This is a genomic window from Paraburkholderia sp. (assembly GCF_034668105.1).
Lineage (GTDB): Bacteria > Pseudomonadota > Gammaproteobacteria > Burkholderiales > Burkholderiaceae > Paraburkholderia.
This window is the reverse complement of sequence record NZ_JAXDPY010000245.1, coordinates 1-18,121: the sequence shown is the minus strand read 5'-3', so window position 1 is coordinate 18,121 and position 18,121 is coordinate 1. Positions and strand designations below refer to the sequence as shown.

The window sequence follows — 18,121 nt, the reverse complement described above, 5'->3', positions numbered from 1 at the left end:
CGCCCACTTCGCTCAAAGCCTTGCCACTGCTGGCTCTCCCGCCTCCCGCGCCCCGCTGTCCGGAGCACGAAAGAGCGAGATTCTAGCGAGCCCAACCCCGCCTTGCAAGCGTTATTTTGATACGCGTATTAACGATGCTTGAAAACCGGTTTGCGCTTCTCAACGAACGCGGCCATGCCCTCCTTCTGATCCTCCGTAGCGAACAGGGAATGGAAGAGGCGACGCTCGAAATGCACGCCTTCCGCGAGCGTTGTTTCGTAGGCACGATTAACCGATTCCTTGACCATCATCACTGCAGGCAACGGGAATTCAGCGATGGTCGCGGCAGCAGCTACAGCCTCGTCAAGGAGGGAAGCGGCCGGGATCACTCGCGAGACCAGTCCAGCGCGCTCTGCCTCCGCAGCGTCCATGAAACGGGCGGTCAGGCAAAGATCCATTGCTTTCGCCTTTGAAACGGCACGCGGCAGTCGCTGCGTGCCGCCTGCGCCCGGCATAACGCCGAGCTTGATCTCTGGCTGACCGAACTTCGCCGTGTCGGCGGCGAAGATGATGTCGCACATCATCGCCAGCTCGCAACCACCGCCAAGCGCGAAGCCCGCCACTGCCGCAATGATCGGTTTGCGGATGGAGCGCACCGTTTCCCAGTTGCGAGTGATGTAGTCGCCTTTGTAGACATCCATATAGGTATAGGTCGCCATCATGCCGATGTCGGCGCCAGCGGCGAACGCCTTCTCACTGCCCGTCACCACGATCGCGCCGATAGCGTCATCGGCATCGAACTCGCGCAGCGCCGCGCCCAGTTCGTCCATCAAGGCGTCGTTCAACGCATTCAACGCCTTCGGGCGATTCAACGTGATCAAACCGACCCGCCCTCGCGTCTCAACCAGAATGTTCTCGTAAGCCATGCCGCCTCCTAGTGGTTAATGCCACGCGAAAACGCTTCGCGCGACCGTCTTAATAATGCTACCATTCACCAACCAACCGGTCGGTCAATTATTCGACAGGCTTTTCCCAATGTTTAGCCAAGCCCCTCTGCCATGACACATCCGCTATTCACCAAGCATGAAGACACGCTGCAAAAGGCACTTACCGCGGTTGAAACACGCGGCTACTGGAGTCCGTTCGTCGAGATGCCCAGTCCGAAAGTGTACGGGGAAACAGCTAACGCGGACGGCGAAGCCGCATTCAAAGCGCATCTGAACAAGACTTTCGAGCTGGACCAGCCGTCGACCGGAGAAACCGTCGGCGCTGAAGTCTCACCGTTCGGGTTTCCGCTCGGCGTGCGCTATCCGAAAGCCGATCCTGACGCGCTGATCGCCGCAGCGGCCGGCGCACAACGCAACTGGCGCGCGGCCGGCCCGCAGGCATGGATCGGCGTATGCCTCGAGATCCTCGCGCGCGTGAATCGCGCCAGCTTCGAAATCGGCTACAGCGTGATGCACACGACCGGCCAGGCATTCATGATGGCTTTCCAGGCCGGCGGCCCGCATGCTCAAGACCGTGCACTCGAAGCGGTCGTGTATGCATGGGACCAACTGCGCCGCATTCCCGCCGATGCCCACTGGGAAAAGCCGCAAGGCAAAAATCCGCCGCTCGCGATGCAAAAGCGCTACACCGTCGTGCCGCGCGGAACCGGCCTCCTGCTCGGCTGCTGCACCTTCCCGACGTGGAACGGCTATCCGGGCCTCTTCGCCGATCTGGCGACAGGCAACACGGTCATCGTCAAGCCGCATCCCGGCGCAATTCTGCCGCTCGCGCTGACCGTCCGAATCGCGCGTGACGTGCTGCGCGAAGCCGGCTTCGACCCAAATATCGTCATGCTGCTAGCGACCGAACCGAACGACGGCCCGCTCGTGCAGGATCTGGCACTGCGGCCGGAAATCAAATTGATCGACTTCACGGGTAGTACACAAAACGGCACCTGGCTCGAGCGCAATGCGCACCAGGCTCAGGTCTACACCGAGAAAGCCGGCGTCAACCAGATCGTGATCGACTCGGTGGACGACATCAAGGCCGCCGCTCGCAATATCGCCTTCTCGCTCGCGCTGTACTCGGGCCAGATGTGCACCGCGCCGCAAAACATCTACGTACCGCGCGGCGGTATCCGCACCGCTGAAGGCACGCTCGGTTTCGACGAAGTCGCCCAGGCTATCGCGGGTGCCGTGCAAAAACTGGTTGCTGACCCAGCACGCGCCGTCGAGCTGCTCGGCGCGATCCAGAACGAAGGCGTAGCTCAACGTATCGACGAGGCTGCCAAGCTCGGCCACGTTCTCGTAGAAAGCCAAACTCTGGAACATCCGGCCTTTGCCGGTGCCCGCGTGCGCACACCGCTCGTGCTCCGACTAGACGCCGCCAACGACCACGCGCAATTCACCAAAGAATGGTTCGGTCCGATCTCGTTCGTGATAGCAACGGACTCGACGGCTCAGTCGCTCGACCTTGCTGGCGCAATCGCTGCCGAGCACGGCGCGCTGACGCTGTCTGTCTACAGTACGGATGAAGCCGTGCTCGAAGAAGCGCACGAAGCATCGATCCGCGGTGGTGTAGCACTGTCGATCAATTTGACGGGCGGCGTTTTCGTCAATCAGTCGGCGGCCTTCTCTGACTTCCACGGCACGGGAGCAAACCCGGCAGCAAATGCCGCGCTGGCCGACGCGGCCTTTGTCGCGAATCGCTTCCGCGTGGTTCAAAGTCGCGTTCATGTTGAACCGAAAGCGGTGCCGGCGGTAGCTGGCTGAATGGCATAAGACAAAAGCACGGCTTTCGTCCTATGCCGTTTGGCCGAATGGACCGAGCCGTGCGCCCCAACTAACATGAGACATCGGTCCGGCATGTCCCGCCGGCCCATCCCAGCAGGAACCCACATGAACGACGCCTTTATTTGCGACGCGATTCGCACCCCAATCGGCCGCTACGGCGGCGCCCTGAAGGAGGTCCGTGCCGACGACCTCGGCGCCGTTCCGATCAAGGCGCTGATCGACCGTAACCCCGGCGTCGACTGGCGAGTCCTCGACGACGTGATCTATGGCTGCGCGAATCAGGCCGGTGAAGACAATCGCAACGTCGCCCGCATGTCGGCATTGCTCGCCGGTTTGCCTACCGATGCGCCCGGTGCAACCATCAACCGACTGTGTGGTTCCGGCATGGACGCGGTCGGCACTGCTGCTCGCGCCATCAAGGCCGGCGAAGCGCGGTTGATGATCGCTGGCGGCGTCGAAAGCATGACGCGCGCGCCGTTCGTGATGGGCAAAGCCACCAGCGCGTTTTCGCGGCAAGCCGACATTTACGACACGACCATTGGCTGGCGCTTCATCAATCCGCTGATGAAACGCCAATATGGCGTCGATTCGATGCCGGAGACCGCGGAAAATGTCGCCGTCGAATTCGGCATAAGCCGTGCGGATCAGGACGCGTTTGCGCTGTCGAGCCAGCAAAAAGCAGCGCGCGCGCAGCGCGACGGCACGTTGGCTCAGGAAATCGTCGGCGTTGAAATTGCACAGAAGAAAGGTGACCCAATCCACGTGACGCTCGACGAGCATCCGCGCGAAACGTCGCTCGAAAGTCTCAGCAAGCTCAAAGGCGTGGTTCGCCCCGACGGCAGCGTAACCGCCGGCAATGCGTCGGGCGTCAACGACGGCGCATGTGCATTGCTGCTCGCGAATCAGCACGCTGCCGACCAATACGGATTGCGTCGCCGCGCACGTGTGGTCGGCATGGCGACGGCAGGCGTGGAGCCGCGCATCATGGGTATTGGCCCGGCGCCGGCCACGCAAAAGCTGTTGAAGCAACTGAACATGACACTCGAGCAATTCGACGTGATCGAGTTGAACGAAGCCTTCGCCTCGCAGGGGCTCGCCGTGCTGCGCACCCTCGGTCTGCGTGACGACGATCCGCGCGTCAACCCGAATGGCGGAGCGATTGCGCTCGGCCATCCGCTCGGCGCGTCCGGCGCGCGTCTGATCACCACGGCGCTTTATCAGCTGGAGCGGACCAACGGCCGTTTTGCGCTTTGCACGATGTGTATTGGTGTGGGTCAAGGCATCGCACTGGTAATCGAGCGGCTCTGATCCCAACGCTGCTTCGCCCACCGTCCCCACGGTGAAAGAGACTTAGAGACTTTGAGGAGACACCCAATGTCATATGAATCGATCCGCGTCGACATCGATATACCTAGCCGCGTAGCGACCATCACGCTGAATCGCCCGGACAAGCTCAACAGCTTTACGCGCGCCATGCACGAAGAATTGAGCGCGGCGCTCGGCGAGGTCGAAGCATCCGGCGCCCGGGCGCTCGTGCTCACCGGTGCGGGCCGTGGCTTCTGCGCGGGACAGGATCTCGCCGATCTCGACTTCACGCCGGGCGCGATGACCGATCTGGGCGAACTGATCGACACATATTTCAATCCGCTGATTCGCCGCCTGCAAGCGCTGCCGTTGCCCGTGATTGCCGCAGTAAACGGCACGGCCGCCGGCGCCGGCGCCAATCTCGCGCTAGCTTGCGATCTCGTGCTTGCCGCTCGTTCGGCCAGCTTCATCCAGGCATTCGTGAAGATCGGTCTCGTACCGGATTCGGGCGGTACCTGGTTCCTGCCGCAACGCGTCGGCATGGCGCGCGCCTTGGGACTTGCCATCACCGGCGACAAACTGGGCGCGGAGAAAGCCGAAAGCTGGGGCCTGATCTGGCAAACGGTCGATGACGCCGAGCTCGCCACCACGGCAAGTAAGCTCGCGGCACAACTGGCGCAGCAACCCACACGCGCCATCGCCGCAATCAAGCAGGCAATGCGCGCGGGCACGACGCAAACCCTGGATCAGCAGCTCGATCTCGAGCGTGATTTGCAACGCGAACTCGGCGCTTCCCACGACTATGCGGAAGGCGTGCAAGCGTTCGTGGAAAAACGCGCGCCGCGCTTTGAGGGTCGCTGACATGTCGACGCAATCGAATCACCCCGCCCACATGACGCCGGACGAACTCGCTCGCGCAACCGCGGCGGCCATGTACGAAAACGACGCGTGCAGTCGGGCGCTCGGACTCGAAATTTTAGAAGTACGCCCAGGGTACGCGCGTCTGCGTATGGCCGTTCGTGACGACTTTCTGAACGGCCATCAGATTTGCCACGGCGGCCTGATTTTCACACTCGCTGATTCGACGTTCGCTTTCGCCTGCAACACATACAACATCAATACAGTCGCAGCCGGCTGTTCGATCGAGTTCCTGCGGCCGGTACACGGCGGCGACGTGTTGACGGCCGAAGCGGTCGAGCAAACGCTGAGTGGCCGCACGGGCATCTACGATATTCGCGTCAAGAACCGCGCAGACGAGACCGTGGCGATGTTTCGCGGCAAATCCGCGCAGATCAAAGGCAACCTGATTCCCACGGGCGATTGAACAACCGACTGAACAGCAGAGTCGCGCCAGATTCGCAGCAGAATCGCGCGGCGCGTCCGCGACACATTGGCAGCGCATCCATAGATAGCAACGCGTTCCCGATTTTTGCGCGCAAGCGCACCGCACCCCGACCCAAGCATTGAGGCAGCAAGGAGACATTCGATGACCACCGCCCTTCCGCTCGATCCCATCGAGACAGCCAGCCGCGACGAACTCGCCGCGCTCCAACTCGAACGGCTCAAATGGTCGCTGAACCATGCTTATGAGAATTCGCCGGTCTATCAGCGCAAATTCGATGAAGCCGGCGTCCACCCGAGCGAAGTGAAAACCCTCGCGGACCTGGCGCGCTTCCCCTTCACCACCAAAAAGGATCTGCGCGACAGCTACCCGTTCGGCATGTTCGCGGTGCCGCAGGAACAGGTGTCACGGATTCACGCGTCGTCCGGCACGACGGGCAAGCCGACGGTCGTCGGCTATACGGCGCGCGATATCGACACGTGGGCCAATCTCGTCGCACGTTCGATCCGTGCAGCAGGTGCGAAGCGCGGCGACAAGGTGCACGTGAGCTACGGCTACGGCTTGTTCACAGGCGGCCTGGGCGCGCACTACGGCGCCGAGCGCGCGGGGCTGACGGTGATCCCGTTCGGCGGTGGTCAGACCGAGAAACAGGTGCAGCTGATTCAGGACTTCCGGCCCGACATCATCATGGTTACGCCGAGTTATATGTTGTCGATCGCCGACGAACTCGAACGGCAAGGCATCGACCCGGCGAATTGCTCGCTGCGCATCGGCATCTTCGGCGCGGAGCCGTGGACCAACGACATGCGTCAGGCGATCGAAAAGCGCATGGGCATCGACGCTGTCGACATCTATGGTCTGTCTGAGGTGATGGGACCCGGCGTCGCTTCGGAGTGCGTTGAGACCAAAGACGGCCCGACCATTTGGGAAGACCATTTCTATCCCGAGATCATCGACCCCGAAACCGGCGAGGTTCTGCCGGACGGCGAACTCGGCGAACTGGTATTCACGTCGCTGACGAAGGAAGCGCTGCCGATCGTCCGCTACCGGACACGCGATCTGACGCGTCTCCTGCCAGGCAGCGCGCGCACCATGCGTCGGATGGAAAAGATCACGGGCCGTTCGGACGATATGATGATCGTGCGCGGCGTCAACGTATTCCCCACGCAGATCGAAGAATTGCTGCTCAAGCAGCACGCTCTCGCGCCTCACTATCAGATCGTCCTGACCAGGGAAGGCCCGCTCGATGTACTGACGTTGAACGTCGAACCCTGTCCGGAATCAGCACCGGATATCGCCGCGCTTACCACGGCCAAACAGGCATTGACCTACGACATCAAGGCACTGATCGGTGTAAGCGCAATCGTGAATGTGCTGGGCGTGAACGGTATCGAGCGTTCGGTAGGCAAAGCGCGCCGAGTGGTGGACAAACGGAAATCCGGACTTTAAGCGAAGCGTCGAAGTTGATGTTGATGCTTGTGCTTGATAAGGGAACTGACCGGCGCCCGCGCCATTATCAATTGGCGCGGGCCCTGAACGGCGAATACGGCGCGGACTAAAAAACCCGTCACCGCGCCGCCGCCGAAACCCTCACGAATTCGGCAGCAACAACCACATCCGGCCGCCCTGCTTCATCTTGCCGGCCAGATCGCCAGCGTCGTCGCCGAGACCCCAGAAGTAGTCGGCGCGCACCCCGCCCTTGATAGCCGACCCCGTGTCCTGTGCAAAGACGAGGCGGTTCATCGGCGAGTTCGTCAACGGACGCGTGGTCTGCAAAAACACCGGCGTACCCAACGGAATCGAAGTTGGATCGACCGCGATCGACCGCTCCGGCGTCAACGGCACGCCCAACGCGCCGATCGGACCATCCGCACCGCCGCTCGGCGCACTCTCGCCGGACGGCATTTCGCGGAAGAACACAAAGCGCGGATTGGTATCGAGCAGCCCGTCGACCCGCGCGGGGTTCGCACGCGCCCACGCCTTGATGCCCTGCATGGTCGCTTGCGCCGGTGTCAGTTCGCCGCGATCGAGCAGCCACCGCCCGATCGACTTGTACGGCTGGTTGTTGGTGCCGCCAAAGCCGAGCCGCATCACACTGCCGTCTTCCATCACGATGCGTCCCGACCCCTGCACTTGCAGGAAGAAGGCTTCGATCGGATCGTCGACCCACACGAGTTCATTGCCGTTGAGCACACCCGCGCGCTCGAGTTGCGCACGCGCCGGCAGCGGAGCACCGGCGCGATAACCGGATGGCCAGCGGTACAACGCCGTCTGGTACACACCATGCCGGGTGCGCGAACCGCGCAGCAATGGCTCGTAGTAGCCGGTGACGAGACCGTCGAGCGTGCCATCGTTATTGGCCAGCTGGAAAGGCGTGAAGTACGCCTCAAAAAACGCCCGCGCGCTGGTCACATCCAGATCGTCGATCTGCGCGGCCGCCGCGCATGCGCGGGCCCAGTTCGGTTGACGCGCAAGCCTCGTGCAGTTTTGCCGCAACGCAGCCGTGGCGCCGATCAGCGAATCGTCCTGCCACCCCGGCACCTGCTGCCAGGCTACCGCCGTAAGCCGCGTTGCGGCGATCTGCCCGGGTATGATCGCGGCACCCGTGGGCGGCGAAACCGAAGGCCGCACCGCGCCGCCGCCGCCACAGGAAGCCAGTAGCACTGCAACCGAAAGCGCCCCGAGCCATGCTCCGGCCGTGCGGACAAACCGCATACAATGTTCGTTCTTGATGGAAACCGCCATGTCTGATCTGTTCGACGAATACCCAATGCTCATCTTCGCGCTGGAATCGCTCCTCGCGCTCTTCCTGCTCGTCTTTATCGTTGTATGGACGTCGTCCGGCAAGAAAAAGGCCGCGCGCGCCGCCAGCAATGAACAGCAAACGCAGCGAAAATCTCAGTGAAGCTGCGCCGTAAGGCTTTTTAGAGACCGCGTGCCGCGCGCTCGGTTCAATGCAACGTACGCGGCATGCGCAGAATGAATTCAGGCACGGGTGCGTCGAAACGCTCGCCGTCCTCCGCCACGCAGAAATACTCACCGCGCATGGTGCCAACGGGCGTGGCGATCACGGCCCAACTCGTATATTCGAAGTGTTCGCCCGGCTTGAGCAGCGGCTGATGCCCGACCACGCCGAGGCCTTTTACCTCCTGCACGTTGTTGTCGCTGTCGGTGATCACCCAATGACGCGCAATCAACTGCGCCGGCACCTGGCCGCTGTTACGGATAGTCAGCGTGTATGCAAACGCATACTGGCGGCGCTCCGGGTCCGACTCTTCGGGCAGATACTGCACCTGCGCCGAGACGCTGAATTCGTACTGGCTCATCCTGATTCCGGTCTGGTCAAACGCGTGTAAAAAAACGTGGGAAGCCCCGAACGCCAATGGTTTGCGGGCACATTGACGAAGCGGCGCGTATGGTTTGGCATTCTGCTTGATGCGCGGCACGCCCGCAACCGGACAAATCCCTTTGGCCAAGGGCTGCTAAGGCGTTTTGTCACTTTTGCCCCGCGCTTTCGGAGCCGGTCTCGAACCGCCCGCGCGCCGGTTCAGAAGCGCACAAACCGGTAAAATGGCGTTTTCCCCGCTTGCATCCGCCCCCGCCATGACGCAATTCCGCATAGCCCCCAGCATTCTGTCCGCCGATTTCGCCCGTCTCGGCGAAGAAGTCCGCAACGTGGTCGCCGCTGGCGCCGACTGGATCCACTTCGACGTGATGGACAACCATTACGTGCCGAACCTGACAATCGGCCCGCTCGTTTGCGAAGCGATCCGCCCGCACGTGGACGTGCCGATCGACGTGCACCTGATGGTGCGCCCGGTCGACCGGATCGTGCCGGACTTCGCCAAGGCCGGCGCGAATCTGATCAGTTTTCATCCGGAAGGCTCGGACCATATCGACCGTACGCTGTCGCTGATTCGCGACCACGGTTGCAAGGCCGGTCTCGTGTTCAACCCGGCCACTTCGCTGAGCTATCTGGACTACGTGATGGACAAGGTCGATCTGGTGCTGATCATGTCGGTGAATCCGGGCTTCGGCGGCCAGTCGTTCATTCCTGAGGCGCTCATCAAGCTGCGCGAAGCGCGCAAGCGGATCAACGCCTACAAGGAAAAGACCGGCCGCGAGATTCATCTTGAAGTGGACGGCGGCGTGAAGGTCGATAACATCGCTGAAATTGCAGCGGCTGGCGCGGACACGTTCGTGGCAGGCTCAGCGATCTTCGGCGCGCCGGATCACAAGGCGGTGATCGACAAGATGCGCGCCGCACTCGCCAACATCGAACACTGATCGAACACCGGAATCACCGACAAAGATGAAAACTCAGTACCCCGCTCCGACCCTCACCGGCCCGCGCCTGCAAGCCGCGATCATCGACCTGGACGGGACGATGATCGACACCGCCGACGATTTCACCGCCGGCCTGAACGGCATGCTCGCGCAACTCGACGCGACGGAAACCTCCCGCGAGGAAGTGATCGGCTACATCGGCAAAGGCTCGGAGAATCTGATTCGCAGCGTGCTGGCTCAGCGCTTCGAAACGGATCATGCACAAGATCGTTTCGACGAGGCGCTCGCGATCTATCAGGCGGAATACGCCAAGATCAACGGCGTGCACACGCGGCTGTATCCGGAGGTCGAAGCCGGCCTCCGCGCCATGCGCGACGCCGGCCTCAAACTAGCCTGCGTCACCAACAAACCGTACCGTTTCGCGCTCGAACTACTGGAGCAGTACGGTCTCAGCCAGTATTTCAGCGTCGTACTCGGCGGCGACAGCCTGGAGAAAAAGAAGCCCGACCCGCTGCCCATGCTCACCGCCGCGGCGCGTCTGGGCGTCGCCCCGCAAGCCACGGTCGCCATCGGCGATTCGGAAAATGATGCGCTGGCAGGCCGCGCGGCGGGCATGGCAACGCTGACGCTGCCGTACGGCTACAACCACGGCCGAGCTATACAAGAAATAAAATCCGATGGTATAGTTGCCTCGCTGCTCGATGCCGCCAAGGCTATCGCAGCACACCATTCCACGACTTGAAAAGTCCCTCATCCTCATGTTTCTGAATAAAAAACGGAGTCTGATTAGCATCGACCGGGGAGCCTGGCCCTGGCGTCGCTGGTCGCGCTAACCTCGCCTGAGGTACGCTGAAGCTCGTCTTCGGCAACCGTTTTTTACTTCGCTGCGCTCACGCGTTTTTTCCATCACATTGTTTCGCTGCATCGGTTGATTCGGCCGACGTGTACCCGCAAAGTACATGTGTGCGCTGAAATCCCTTGCATGCGTCGATGGAAAACTCGCGCCGGTCGGTATCATCGTATCGAAACGTCGAACGAACGCCTGACCGGCGGCGCCGCGCCCCGCTTTGTCCGACGCATAGTGCCGTCTGACGTACGTACAGGATCGGAACATGACCGAACTCGAATTCCAGTCCCTCGCCAACGAGGGCTTCAACCGCATTCCGTTGATCGCCGAAGCGCTCGCCGACCTCGAAACGCCACTCTCGCTGTACCTGAAACTCGCTCAGCCTGAGCGCAACGGCGCCAACTCGTTCCTGCTGGAATCGGTGGTCGGCGGCGAACGCTTCGGCCGCTATTCGTTCATCGGCTTGCCGGCGCGCACCCTGCTGCGCACCCGCAACGGCGTGTCGGAAGTGGTGCGGGACGGCAAAGTCGTCGAAACGCACGAGGGCGATCCGCTCGAGTTCATCCAGCAATTCCAGGGGCGCTTCAAAGTGGCGCAGCGTCCCGGTCTGCCGCGCTTCGCGGGCGGCTTGGCCGGCTACTTCGGCTACGACGCGGTGCGCTACATCGAGAAAAAGCTCGCTCACACCGCGCCGAAAGACGATCTGAATCTGCCCGACATCCAGTTGCTGCTCACCGAAGAAGTGGCGGTGATCGACAATCTCGCGGGCAAGCTCTACCTGGTGGTGTACGCGGATTCGACGCAGCCTGAGGCGTACACGAAAGCCAAACAGCGTCTGCGTGAATTGCGTCAGCGTTTGCGCACGACCGTGCAGCCGCCGGTCACCTCGGCCAGCGTGCGCACCGAGACGTATCGCGAATTCGCGAAAGACGATTATCTGGCCGCCGTGCGCAAGGCGAAGGAATACATCGCCGCCGGCGAATTGATGCAGGTGCAGGTCGGCCAGCGTCTGATCAAGCCTTACCGCGACAATCCGCTGTCGCTGTACCGGGCGCTGCGCTCGTTGAATCCGTCGCCGTATATGTATTACTACAACTTCGGCGACTTCCACGTGGTCGGCGCGTCGCCCGAAATTCTGGTGCGCCAGGAAAAGCGCGGCGAGGATCGCATCGTGACGATCCGGCCGCTCGCCGGCACGCGTCCGCGCGGCAACACGCCGGAACGCGACGCCGAACTCGCCACCGAACTGCTGAACGATCCGAAGGAAATCGCCGAACACGTGATGCTGATCGACCTCGCGCGTAACGACGTGGGCCGCATCGCCCAGATCGGCTCGGTGGTCGTCACCGACAAGATGGTGATCGAGAAGTACTCGCACGTGCAGCACATCGTGAGTTCCGTCGAAGGCAAGCTGAAACCGGGCACCACCAATTTCGACGTGCTGCGTGCCACCTTCCCGGCCGGCACGCTGTCCGGCGCGCCGAAAGTCCGCGCGATGGAATTGATCGACGAACTCGAGCCAGTCAAGCGCGGCCTCTACGGCGGCGCTGTCGGCTACCTATCGTTCACCGGCGAAATGGATCTGGCCATCACGATCCGCACCGGCGTGATCGCAAACGGCAATCTGTATGTGCAGGCGGCAGCGGGGGTAGTCGCGGATTCGGTGCCGGAATCCGAATGGCAAGAGACCGAGAACAAGGCGCGCGCGGTACTGCGCGCCGCCGAGCAGGTTCAAGACGGCCTCGATAGCGACTTCTGACCGGAGACACACCATGCTGCTAATGATCGACAACTACGACTCGTTCACCTACAACCTGGTGCAGTACTTCGGCGAACTCGGCGAAGACGTGCGCACCTATCGGAACGACGAAATCACCCTGGACGAGATTGCCAAGCTCAACCCGGAGCGCATTTGTCTGTCGCCCGGCCCGAGCAACCCGCAACATGCGGGGATCACGCTCGACGTGTTGCGCGAATTCAGCGGCAAGATGCCGATTCTCGGCGTCTGCCTCGGCCATCAGGCAATCGGCGAAGCATTCGGGGGCCGCGTGGTGCGCGCGCAAACCATCATGCACGGCAAGGTCAGCACGATCGAAACCGACTGCAAAGGCGTATTCGCCGACCTGCCGAAGCATTTCGTCGTCACCCGCTACCACTCGCTCGCGATCGAACGCGAATCGCTGCCCGACTGTCTCGAGGTGTCCGCATGGACCGAGGACGGCGAAATCATGGGCGTGCGTCACAAGGAACTGGCGGTGGAAGGCGTGCAGTTTCATCCGGAATCGATCCTGTCCGAACACGGCCACGCGTTACTCGAAAACTTCGTGAAACAGTCGAAGACCGCTCACCGCACCGCTTGATGAAGAGAGACGAAATCATGTCGATTACGCCCCAGGAAGCGCTGCAACGCACGATCGAGCACCGCGAAATTTTCCACGACGAAATGCTGCATCTGATGCGTCTGATCATGCGCGGCGAACTGTCGCCCGTGATGTCAGCGGCGATCATCACAGGCCTGCGCGTCAAAAAAGAGACCATCGGCGAAATCACCGCCGCCGCCACGGTGATGCGTGAATTTGCCCGGCACGTCGAGGTGCCGGACAACTCGAACTTCGTCGATATCGTCGGCACCGGCGGCGACGGCGCGCACACCTTCAACATTTCCACGGCCACGATGTTCGTCTCGGCTGCCGCGGGTGCGAAAGTCGCGAAGCATGGCGGGCGCAGTGTATCGAGCAAGTCGGGCAGCGCGGACGTGCTCGAGGCGCTCGGCGTGAATATCGATCTGCAACCGGAACAGGTGGCGGCCTCGATTGCGGAAACCGGCATGGGCTTTATGTTCGCGCCGAACCATCATCCGGCGATGAAGAACATCGCGCCGGTGCGCCGCGAACTCGGCGTGCGCACGCTCTTCAATATTCTCGGACCGCTGACCAATCCGGCCGGCGCACCGAATCAGCTGATGGGCGTGTTCCACGGCGATCTGGTCGGCATTCAGGTGCGCGTGATGCAGCGGCTCGGCGCCAAGCACGTGCTGGTGGTGTACGGTATGGACGGCATGGACGAGGTCTCGCTCGGTGCGGCGACGCAAGTCGGCGAGTTGCGCGACGGCCAGATCCACGAGTATGAGATCCATCCGGAAGACTTCGGCATGCAGATGGTGTCGAACCGCACGCTGAAAGTGGCCGACGCCGCCGAATCCCGACTGATGCTGCTCGAAGCGCTCGACAACAAGCCAGGCGTGGCCCGCGAGATCGTTACGCTGAACGCGGGCACTGCCCTGTATGCGGCGAACGTGGCGGCGTCGATTGCGGACGGCATTCAGTTGGCACGGGAAACGATCGCGAGCGGCAAGGCGCGCGCGAAGGTCGACGAGCTGGTCCGCTTCACCCAGCAATTCAAGCAGTAACTAAGTAGCGAGACACTTATGAGCGACATCCTCGACCGCATCATCGCGGTCAAACGCGAAGAAGTCCGCGCGGCCGAACAGAGCGCGCCGCTTGAAGAGCTGCGCCTCGAAGCCTCGGCGCGCGACATTCGCGATTTCGTCGGCGCATTGCGCGCGAAGCACGCGGCCGGTCTGGCCGCGGTGATTTCCGAAGTGAAGAAGGCGAGCCCGTCGAAAGGGGTGCTGCGCGAAAACTTCGTCCCGGCGGAGATCGCGCGTTCGTATGAAAAACACGGTGCAGCCTGCTTGTCTGTCCTCACCGACGTGCAGTTCTTCCAGGGCAGCGTGGCGTATCTGGAAGAAGCGCGCGCCGCCTGCAATCTGCCGGTGCTGCGCAAAGACTTCATCGTCGATCCGTACCAGATCGTCGAAGCCCGCGCGATGGGCGCCGACGCGATCCTGCTGATTGCCGCCGCTTTGGAGACCTCGCAGATGCAGGACCTCGAAGCGCTTGCGCATTCGCTTGGCCTCGCGGTGCTGGTCGAAGTGCATGACAGCAATGAGTTGATGGAAGCGCTCACGCTGAAAACGCCGCTGATCGGAGTCAACAACCGCAATCTGCGTACGTTCGAAACGTCGATCGAGACGACCATCGGCATGCTCGAGTCGATTCCGGACGACCGCATCGTCGTCACGGAGTCGGGCATTCTGTCGCGCGTGGATGTGGAACGTCTGCGGGCGATGGACGTGCACACGTTCCTCGTCGGCGAGGCGTTCATGCGCGCGGACGAGCCGGGTGTGGAACTTGCGCGGATGTTTTTCTGAGCACAGGGTCGATCTTCGGCCGACGTAGCGGAGCCCACAATGGCGATGGAACGTGAAATCAAGCTGGCACTGCCGGTGAGCCAGGTGAAAGCGGCAACGCAGTGGTTCGTCGCGCGCACCGGCAACGAAGGGCGCCCGATCGAGCTGGCGAATATTTACTTCGACACCCCAAAACTGGCATTAGCAAGTTCAAAGAGCGCACTGCGGTTGCGGCATACGCCGGACGGCTGGCTGCAAACGTTCAAGACGGTGGGCAACGCAAAGGACGGTCTGCACAGCCGGCACGAATGGGAAATGCCGGTGGCGGGCGAAAAGCTGGAGATCGAAGCCTTGCTGCGCCAGTGTGACGAACCCGGCGCCGCGCAAGCCCTGCGCCAGGCAGCGCCGGAACTGATCGAACTCTTTCGGACGAATTTCACGCGCACGCTGTGGAATGTCGATCTGGACGGCGCCGAAGTCGAAGCCGCGATCGATCAGGGCAACGTTATCGCGGAAGTGAATGGCGAAACGCGCCGCGCGCCGATCTCTGAAGTCGAGCTGGAACTGAAGTCCGGCGACGAAGCGGTACTGGATACGCTGGCAACGGCGCTCGGCAAAGAAGTCGCCGGTCTTGCCCCGGACAACGTCAGCAAAGCACAGCGCGGCTATCAGTTGCGCGCGGGTTAAGCGCAGGCCACGTGGTGCACCGCGCCGTGCGCCGGCGCAATGCGCGGTCTTCACACGGCACAAACTTGAGCTAGCCCGCGTTTGCTGCGACACTTCCCCGCCATGACCTCAGCTTCCCGTACCCGCTCCAATCCGTCGCAAGCCTCGTTGTTCTGCGACGCCTCGGCCACGCCGTCCAGCGCAATAGCGCAGCAGCGGACATCCGCTGCCGGCCACTCCGCTCCGCCGACCCTCGAAGCCCAATTCGCCGCCCTGCCCCCGGCTTGGCGTGCACACCTCAAACCGTTCATCGAAAGCGACGCCTACGCGCCGTTGTGCCGTTTCGTCGACGGTGAGCGCGCGGCCGGCAAAACCGTCTATCCCGCCGACGTCTTCCGTGCCCTGCGCCTCACCAGCCCCGACGAAGTCAAAGTCGTGATCCTCGGCCAGGATCCGTACCACGGCGAAGACCGCGGCACGCCGCAAGCGCACGGACTCGCGTTCTCCGTGGCGCCGAACGTGCGCACGCCGCCGTCATTGCGCAACATCTTCAAGGAAATCGCCGCCAGCCTCGGCCACGCGCCGCCTCTCCATGGCTGCCTCGACACGTGGGCCAAACAGGGCGTACTGCTGTTGAACACGGTGCTGACCGTCGAGCGCGATGCGGCTGCGAGTCACGCTAAACGTGGCTGGGAAAAATGCACGGATACGCTGATCCACGAACTGGCCATGCGTCACGACGGCCTCGTATTCATGCTGTGGGGTGCGCATGCGCAAGCCAAACGCGCGCTGCTCGGCGGCAAGTCGCATTACGTGCTGGAAGCGCCGCATCCGTCGCCTTTGTCGGCGCATCGCGGATTCCTCGGCTGTGGGCATTTTGCGAAGGCCAACGAATATCTCGCGCAGCATGGCCGTGAACCGATCGACTGGCGCTTGCCCGACGAGGCACAGATGCTCGCGTAGTGTAGAGGCGTAGAGGACAGCAAAAAACAAAAACGCCACGGAATCGCACCCCGTGGCGTTTTTTCATTCCACCGCGCCGCAATTGCCCGGCGCGGGACACACCTCACATCTTACGCAGCAGCGATCGCTTCACGCGCGCCAGCCAATGCGGCAGTCGCGGCGTCCGGGCCCATGTTCAGGCCTTCAGCGTAGATGAAGTTCACGTCGGTCATGCCGAGGAAGCCCAGGAAGCTCTTCAGGTACGGCGTTTGGCTGTCGTTCGGGGTGCCCAGATACTTGCCGCCGCGAGCCGACACCACGAATACCTTCTTACCCTTCACGAGACCTTCCGGACCATTTGCCGTGTACTGGAACGTAATGCCGGCGCGTGCGATGAAGTCGAAGTACGTCTTCAGTTGCGACGAGATGCCGAAGTTGTACATCGGTGCGCCGATCACGACGATGTCGGCGGCTTGCAGTTCGGCGATCAGCGCTTCGCTGCGCGCAGCGATCGCGACTTGTTCCGGCGTGCGCTGGTCAGCCGGCGTGAAGAACGCGCCGAGGACGGCGTCGTCCAGGTGCGGCAACGGTTCAGCTTGCAGGTTACGGACGACGACGTGCGCGCCCGGATTCGATTGTTGCAGCTTTGCGGTCAGCTCGTTGACGAGAAGCGTCGAGTTCGCGCCTTGTGAGCGGGCTGCCGAGTTGATTTGCAGGATCGTGGTCATGATTGACTCCAGTAGGGGCGCGCAGTTTTGCGCGAGTGGAGCCATTGTGATTTTTTACCGGCCCGGGAAAAAGCCGTCCGGCAGCGAAGGATTGTTGCACTGGTAGAACAATCCCGCGCTTTGAAGGGTCGATTATCGCCGACCCGGATTACGATCAGCTTTCCAGCCAGCGCTCGCGCGCCTTGCGCGCCGCCGGCCGGCTGTCGTTCACGGTGAGCTTGTAGCGCGCCACCTCAGGCCCGTCCAGCTTGACTTGCGCGGTGCGGAGCTCGTCGCGGCGGAAGGCGTGAACCTCGACTTTTGCACCCGGCAAATAGCGCGACAACAGGGAATCAAGATTCGAGCCGGTCACTCGCAGCCCGTCGAGCGCGATCAGCACATCGCCGGCCGAAAGGCCAGCTTTCTGCGCCGCGCTGCCTTCGTGAACCGCCGCGAGCGCGCAATCCGCGCCACCGCGCACGCGCGCACCGAGCGACGGTTTGCCGTTCTTGTCCAGTTCCGGGGCGAGCGTGACCCCAAACGGCGCGAGCAGCGTGTCGAGGGGTAGATCGTGCGTGCTGTGCACGGCTTCGGCGAACAACTCACCCAGTTGCGCACCGGTCGCTTCGGCAAAAATCGCCTCGATCTCGCTTTCTTCGACGCCGACGGGCTTGCCGCGATAGAAGTCGCGGCCAAAGCGCTGCCACAAGAGACGCATCACGTCGTCGAGCGATTTGCGGTTGTTGGTCTGCGCGCGGATCGTCAGATCGAAGGCGAGCGCGACGAGCGAACCCTTGGTGTAGTAGCTGACGATCGCGTTCGGGGCATTTTCGTCCTGCCGATAGTATTTGACCCACGCGTCGAACGAGCTTTCGGCCACCGTCTGTTTCAGCCGGCCGCTGCCGCGCAACACGCCGCCGATCACTTTGCCGAGCATGCCGAGATAATCGTCTTGCGAGATCAGGCCTGTGCGCACGAGGATCAGATCGTCGTAGTAAGAGGTAAAGCCTTCGAACAACCACAGCAGCGGCGTGTAGTTTTCGACACTCAAGTTGTACGGCGCAAACACGGCCG

The 18,121-nt window shown here is 62.1% G+C and carries 19 protein-coding genes; 14 read left to right on the top strand and 5 right to left on the bottom strand.

Features of this window, described 5'->3' with window-relative positions; translation table 11 throughout:
* Positions 1–128 precede the first annotated feature (128 nt).
* Positions 129–905 carry an enoyl-CoA hydratase gene (locus tag QOC89_RS11575; RefSeq protein WP_323045136.1) on the bottom strand — a complete coding sequence of 259 codons (777 nt, stop codon included), beginning with the start codon at positions 903–905 and terminating at the stop codon, positions 129–131.
* A 132-nt stretch (positions 906–1,037) separates the two neighbouring features.
* On the opposite strand from QOC89_RS11575, the gene paaN reads away from it, so the two are divergent.
* The 5 genes from paaN (at position 1,038) to paaK (ending at position 6,855) form a co-directional block, all read left to right on the top strand.
* Positions 1,038–2,738 carry a phenylacetic acid degradation protein PaaN gene (gene paaN, locus QOC89_RS11570; protein WP_323045135.1) on the top strand — a complete coding sequence of 567 codons (1,701 nt, stop codon included), beginning with the start codon at positions 1,038–1,040 and terminating at the stop codon, positions 2,736–2,738.
* A gap of 126 nt (positions 2,739–2,864) precedes the next feature.
* Entirely contained in the window at positions 2,865–4,067 is a 1,203-nt protein-coding gene (pcaF, locus tag QOC89_RS11565) for a 3-oxoadipyl-CoA thiolase (RefSeq protein ID WP_323045134.1), read from the top strand.
* A 66-nt stretch (positions 4,068–4,133) separates the two neighbouring features.
* A complete protein-coding gene (gene paaG / locus QOC89_RS11560; protein ID WP_323045133.1) occupies positions 4,134–4,925 on the top strand; it encodes a 2-(1,2-epoxy-1,2-dihydrophenyl)acetyl-CoA isomerase PaaG in 792 nt (263 codons plus the stop codon).
* Position 4,926: 1 nt separating this feature from the next.
* Entirely contained in the window at positions 4,927–5,388 is a 462-nt protein-coding gene (paaI, locus tag QOC89_RS11555; RefSeq protein ID WP_323045132.1) for a hydroxyphenylacetyl-CoA thioesterase PaaI, read from the top strand.
* A gap of 162 nt (positions 5,389–5,550) precedes the next feature.
* Positions 5,551–6,855 (top strand): phenylacetate--CoA ligase PaaK, encoded by a 1,305-nt coding sequence (gene paaK / locus QOC89_RS11550; RefSeq protein ID WP_323045131.1) that lies wholly within the window; start codon positions 5,551–5,553, stop codon positions 6,853–6,855.
* Between the two features lie 141 nt (positions 6,856–6,996).
* Here the strand turns inward: paaK and QOC89_RS11545 are convergent, their stop codons facing one another.
* Positions 6,997–8,121, bottom strand: coding sequence for a murein transglycosylase A (locus tag QOC89_RS11545; protein ID WP_323045130.1), 1,125 nt, complete (start codon positions 8,119–8,121; stop codon positions 6,997–6,999).
* Between the two features lie 16 nt (positions 8,122–8,137).
* Between QOC89_RS11545 and QOC89_RS11540 the strand changes: the two genes are divergently transcribed.
* On the top strand, positions 8,138–8,311 hold the full coding sequence (locus QOC89_RS11540) for a hypothetical protein (RefSeq protein ID WP_323045138.1): 174 nt from the start codon (positions 8,138–8,140) through the stop codon (positions 8,309–8,311).
* Between the two features lie 46 nt (positions 8,312–8,357).
* Here the strand turns inward: QOC89_RS11540 and apaG are convergent, their stop codons facing one another.
* Complete coding sequence (gene apaG, locus QOC89_RS11535) at positions 8,358–8,732, bottom strand: Co2+/Mg2+ efflux protein ApaG (protein ID WP_172176826.1); 375 nt, start codon at positions 8,730–8,732, stop codon at positions 8,358–8,360.
* Positions 8,733–9,009: 277 nt separating this feature from the next.
* Here apaG and rpe point away from each other — a divergent pair, with 277 nt between their 5' ends.
* The 8 genes from rpe to QOC89_RS11495 all read left to right on the top strand — a co-directional run bounded on the left by rpe (position 9,010) and on the right by QOC89_RS11495 (position 16,361).
* Positions 9,010–9,693, top strand: coding sequence for a ribulose-phosphate 3-epimerase (rpe, locus tag QOC89_RS11530; protein ID WP_323045137.1), 684 nt, complete (start codon positions 9,010–9,012; stop codon positions 9,691–9,693).
* Between the two features lie 25 nt (positions 9,694–9,718).
* Positions 9,719–10,435, top strand: coding sequence for a phosphoglycolate phosphatase (locus QOC89_RS11525; protein ID WP_323045129.1), 717 nt, complete (start codon positions 9,719–9,721; stop codon positions 10,433–10,435).
* Between the two features lie 370 nt (positions 10,436–10,805).
* A complete protein-coding gene (gene trpE, locus QOC89_RS11520; RefSeq protein WP_179734613.1) occupies positions 10,806–12,299 on the top strand; it encodes an anthranilate synthase component I in 1,494 nt (497 codons plus the stop codon).
* 13 nt (positions 12,300–12,312) lie between these two features.
* Entirely contained in the window at positions 12,313–12,900 is a 588-nt protein-coding gene (locus tag QOC89_RS11515) for an aminodeoxychorismate/anthranilate synthase component II (protein ID WP_323045128.1), read from the top strand.
* Positions 12,901–12,917: 17 nt separating this feature from the next.
* Positions 12,918–13,949, top strand: a complete 1,032-nt coding sequence (gene trpD / locus QOC89_RS11510; protein ID WP_323045127.1) for an anthranilate phosphoribosyltransferase — start codon at positions 12,918–12,920, stop codon at positions 13,947–13,949.
* A gap of 18 nt (positions 13,950–13,967) precedes the next feature.
* Positions 13,968–14,753, top strand: coding sequence for an indole-3-glycerol phosphate synthase TrpC (gene trpC / locus QOC89_RS11505; RefSeq protein WP_323045126.1), 786 nt, complete (start codon positions 13,968–13,970; stop codon positions 14,751–14,753).
* Positions 14,754–14,792: 39 nt separating this feature from the next.
* Positions 14,793–15,419, top strand: coding sequence for a CYTH domain-containing protein (locus tag QOC89_RS11500; protein WP_323045125.1), 627 nt, complete (start codon positions 14,793–14,795; stop codon positions 15,417–15,419).
* 102 nt (positions 15,420–15,521) lie between these two features.
* Positions 15,522–16,361 carry a uracil-DNA glycosylase gene (locus QOC89_RS11495; protein WP_323045124.1) on the top strand — a complete coding sequence of 280 codons (840 nt, stop codon included), beginning with the start codon at positions 15,522–15,524 and terminating at the stop codon, positions 16,359–16,361.
* Positions 16,362–16,471: 110 nt separating this feature from the next.
* On the opposite strand, the gene QOC89_RS11490 is transcribed toward QOC89_RS11495, so the two are convergent.
* Together QOC89_RS11490 and QOC89_RS11485 are read right to left on the bottom strand one after the other, a co-directional pair.
* Entirely contained in the window at positions 16,472–17,068 is a 597-nt protein-coding gene (locus QOC89_RS11490; RefSeq protein ID WP_323045123.1) for an FMN-dependent NADH-azoreductase, read from the bottom strand.
* A 154-nt stretch (positions 17,069–17,222) separates the two neighbouring features.
* A partial coding sequence (locus QOC89_RS11485) for a PDZ domain-containing protein (protein ID WP_323045122.1) occupies positions 17,223–18,121 on the bottom strand: 899 nt, incomplete at its 5' end.

What these genes read in the sequence shown, in the direction of transcription:
- QOC89_RS11575 (WP_323045136.1), bottom strand. Translation starts at nt 905, where the DNA reads ATGGCTTACGAGAACATTCTGGTTGAGACGCGAGGGCGGGTCGGTTTG.
- paaN (WP_323045135.1), top strand. Translation starts at nt 1,038, where the DNA reads ATGACACATCCGCTATTCACCAAGCATGAAGACACGCTGCAAAAGGCA.
- pcaF (WP_323045134.1), top strand. Translation starts at nt 2,865, where the DNA reads ATGAACGACGCCTTTATTTGCGACGCGATTCGCACCCCAATCGGCCGC.
- paaG (WP_323045133.1), top strand. Translation starts at nt 4,134, where the DNA reads ATGTCATATGAATCGATCCGCGTCGACATCGATATACCTAGCCGCGTA.
- paaI (WP_323045132.1), top strand. Translation starts at nt 4,927, where the DNA reads ATGTCGACGCAATCGAATCACCCCGCCCACATGACGCCGGACGAACTC.
- paaK (WP_323045131.1), top strand. Translation starts at nt 5,551, where the DNA reads ATGACCACCGCCCTTCCGCTCGATCCCATCGAGACAGCCAGCCGCGAC.
- QOC89_RS11545 (WP_323045130.1), bottom strand. Translation starts at nt 8,121, where the DNA reads ATGCGGTTTGTCCGCACGGCCGGAGCATGGCTCGGGGCGCTTTCGGTT.
- QOC89_RS11540 (WP_323045138.1), top strand. Translation starts at nt 8,138, where the DNA reads ATGGAAACCGCCATGTCTGATCTGTTCGACGAATACCCAATGCTCATC.
- apaG (WP_172176826.1), bottom strand. Translation starts at nt 8,732, where the DNA reads ATGAGCCAGTACGAATTCAGCGTCTCGGCGCAGGTGCAGTATCTGCCC.
- rpe (WP_323045137.1), top strand. Translation starts at nt 9,010, where the DNA reads ATGACGCAATTCCGCATAGCCCCCAGCATTCTGTCCGCCGATTTCGCC.
- QOC89_RS11525 (WP_323045129.1), top strand. Translation starts at nt 9,719, where the DNA reads ATGAAAACTCAGTACCCCGCTCCGACCCTCACCGGCCCGCGCCTGCAA.
- trpE (WP_179734613.1), top strand. Translation starts at nt 10,806, where the DNA reads ATGACCGAACTCGAATTCCAGTCCCTCGCCAACGAGGGCTTCAACCGC.
- QOC89_RS11515 (WP_323045128.1), top strand. Translation starts at nt 12,313, where the DNA reads ATGCTGCTAATGATCGACAACTACGACTCGTTCACCTACAACCTGGTG.
- trpD (WP_323045127.1), top strand. Translation starts at nt 12,918, where the DNA reads ATGTCGATTACGCCCCAGGAAGCGCTGCAACGCACGATCGAGCACCGC.
- trpC (WP_323045126.1), top strand. Translation starts at nt 13,968, where the DNA reads ATGAGCGACATCCTCGACCGCATCATCGCGGTCAAACGCGAAGAAGTC.
- QOC89_RS11500 (WP_323045125.1), top strand. Translation starts at nt 14,793, where the DNA reads ATGGCGATGGAACGTGAAATCAAGCTGGCACTGCCGGTGAGCCAGGTG.
- QOC89_RS11495 (WP_323045124.1), top strand. Translation starts at nt 15,522, where the DNA reads ATGACCTCAGCTTCCCGTACCCGCTCCAATCCGTCGCAAGCCTCGTTG.
- QOC89_RS11490 (WP_323045123.1), bottom strand. Translation starts at nt 17,068, where the DNA reads ATGACCACGATCCTGCAAATCAACTCGGCAGCCCGCTCACAAGGCGCG.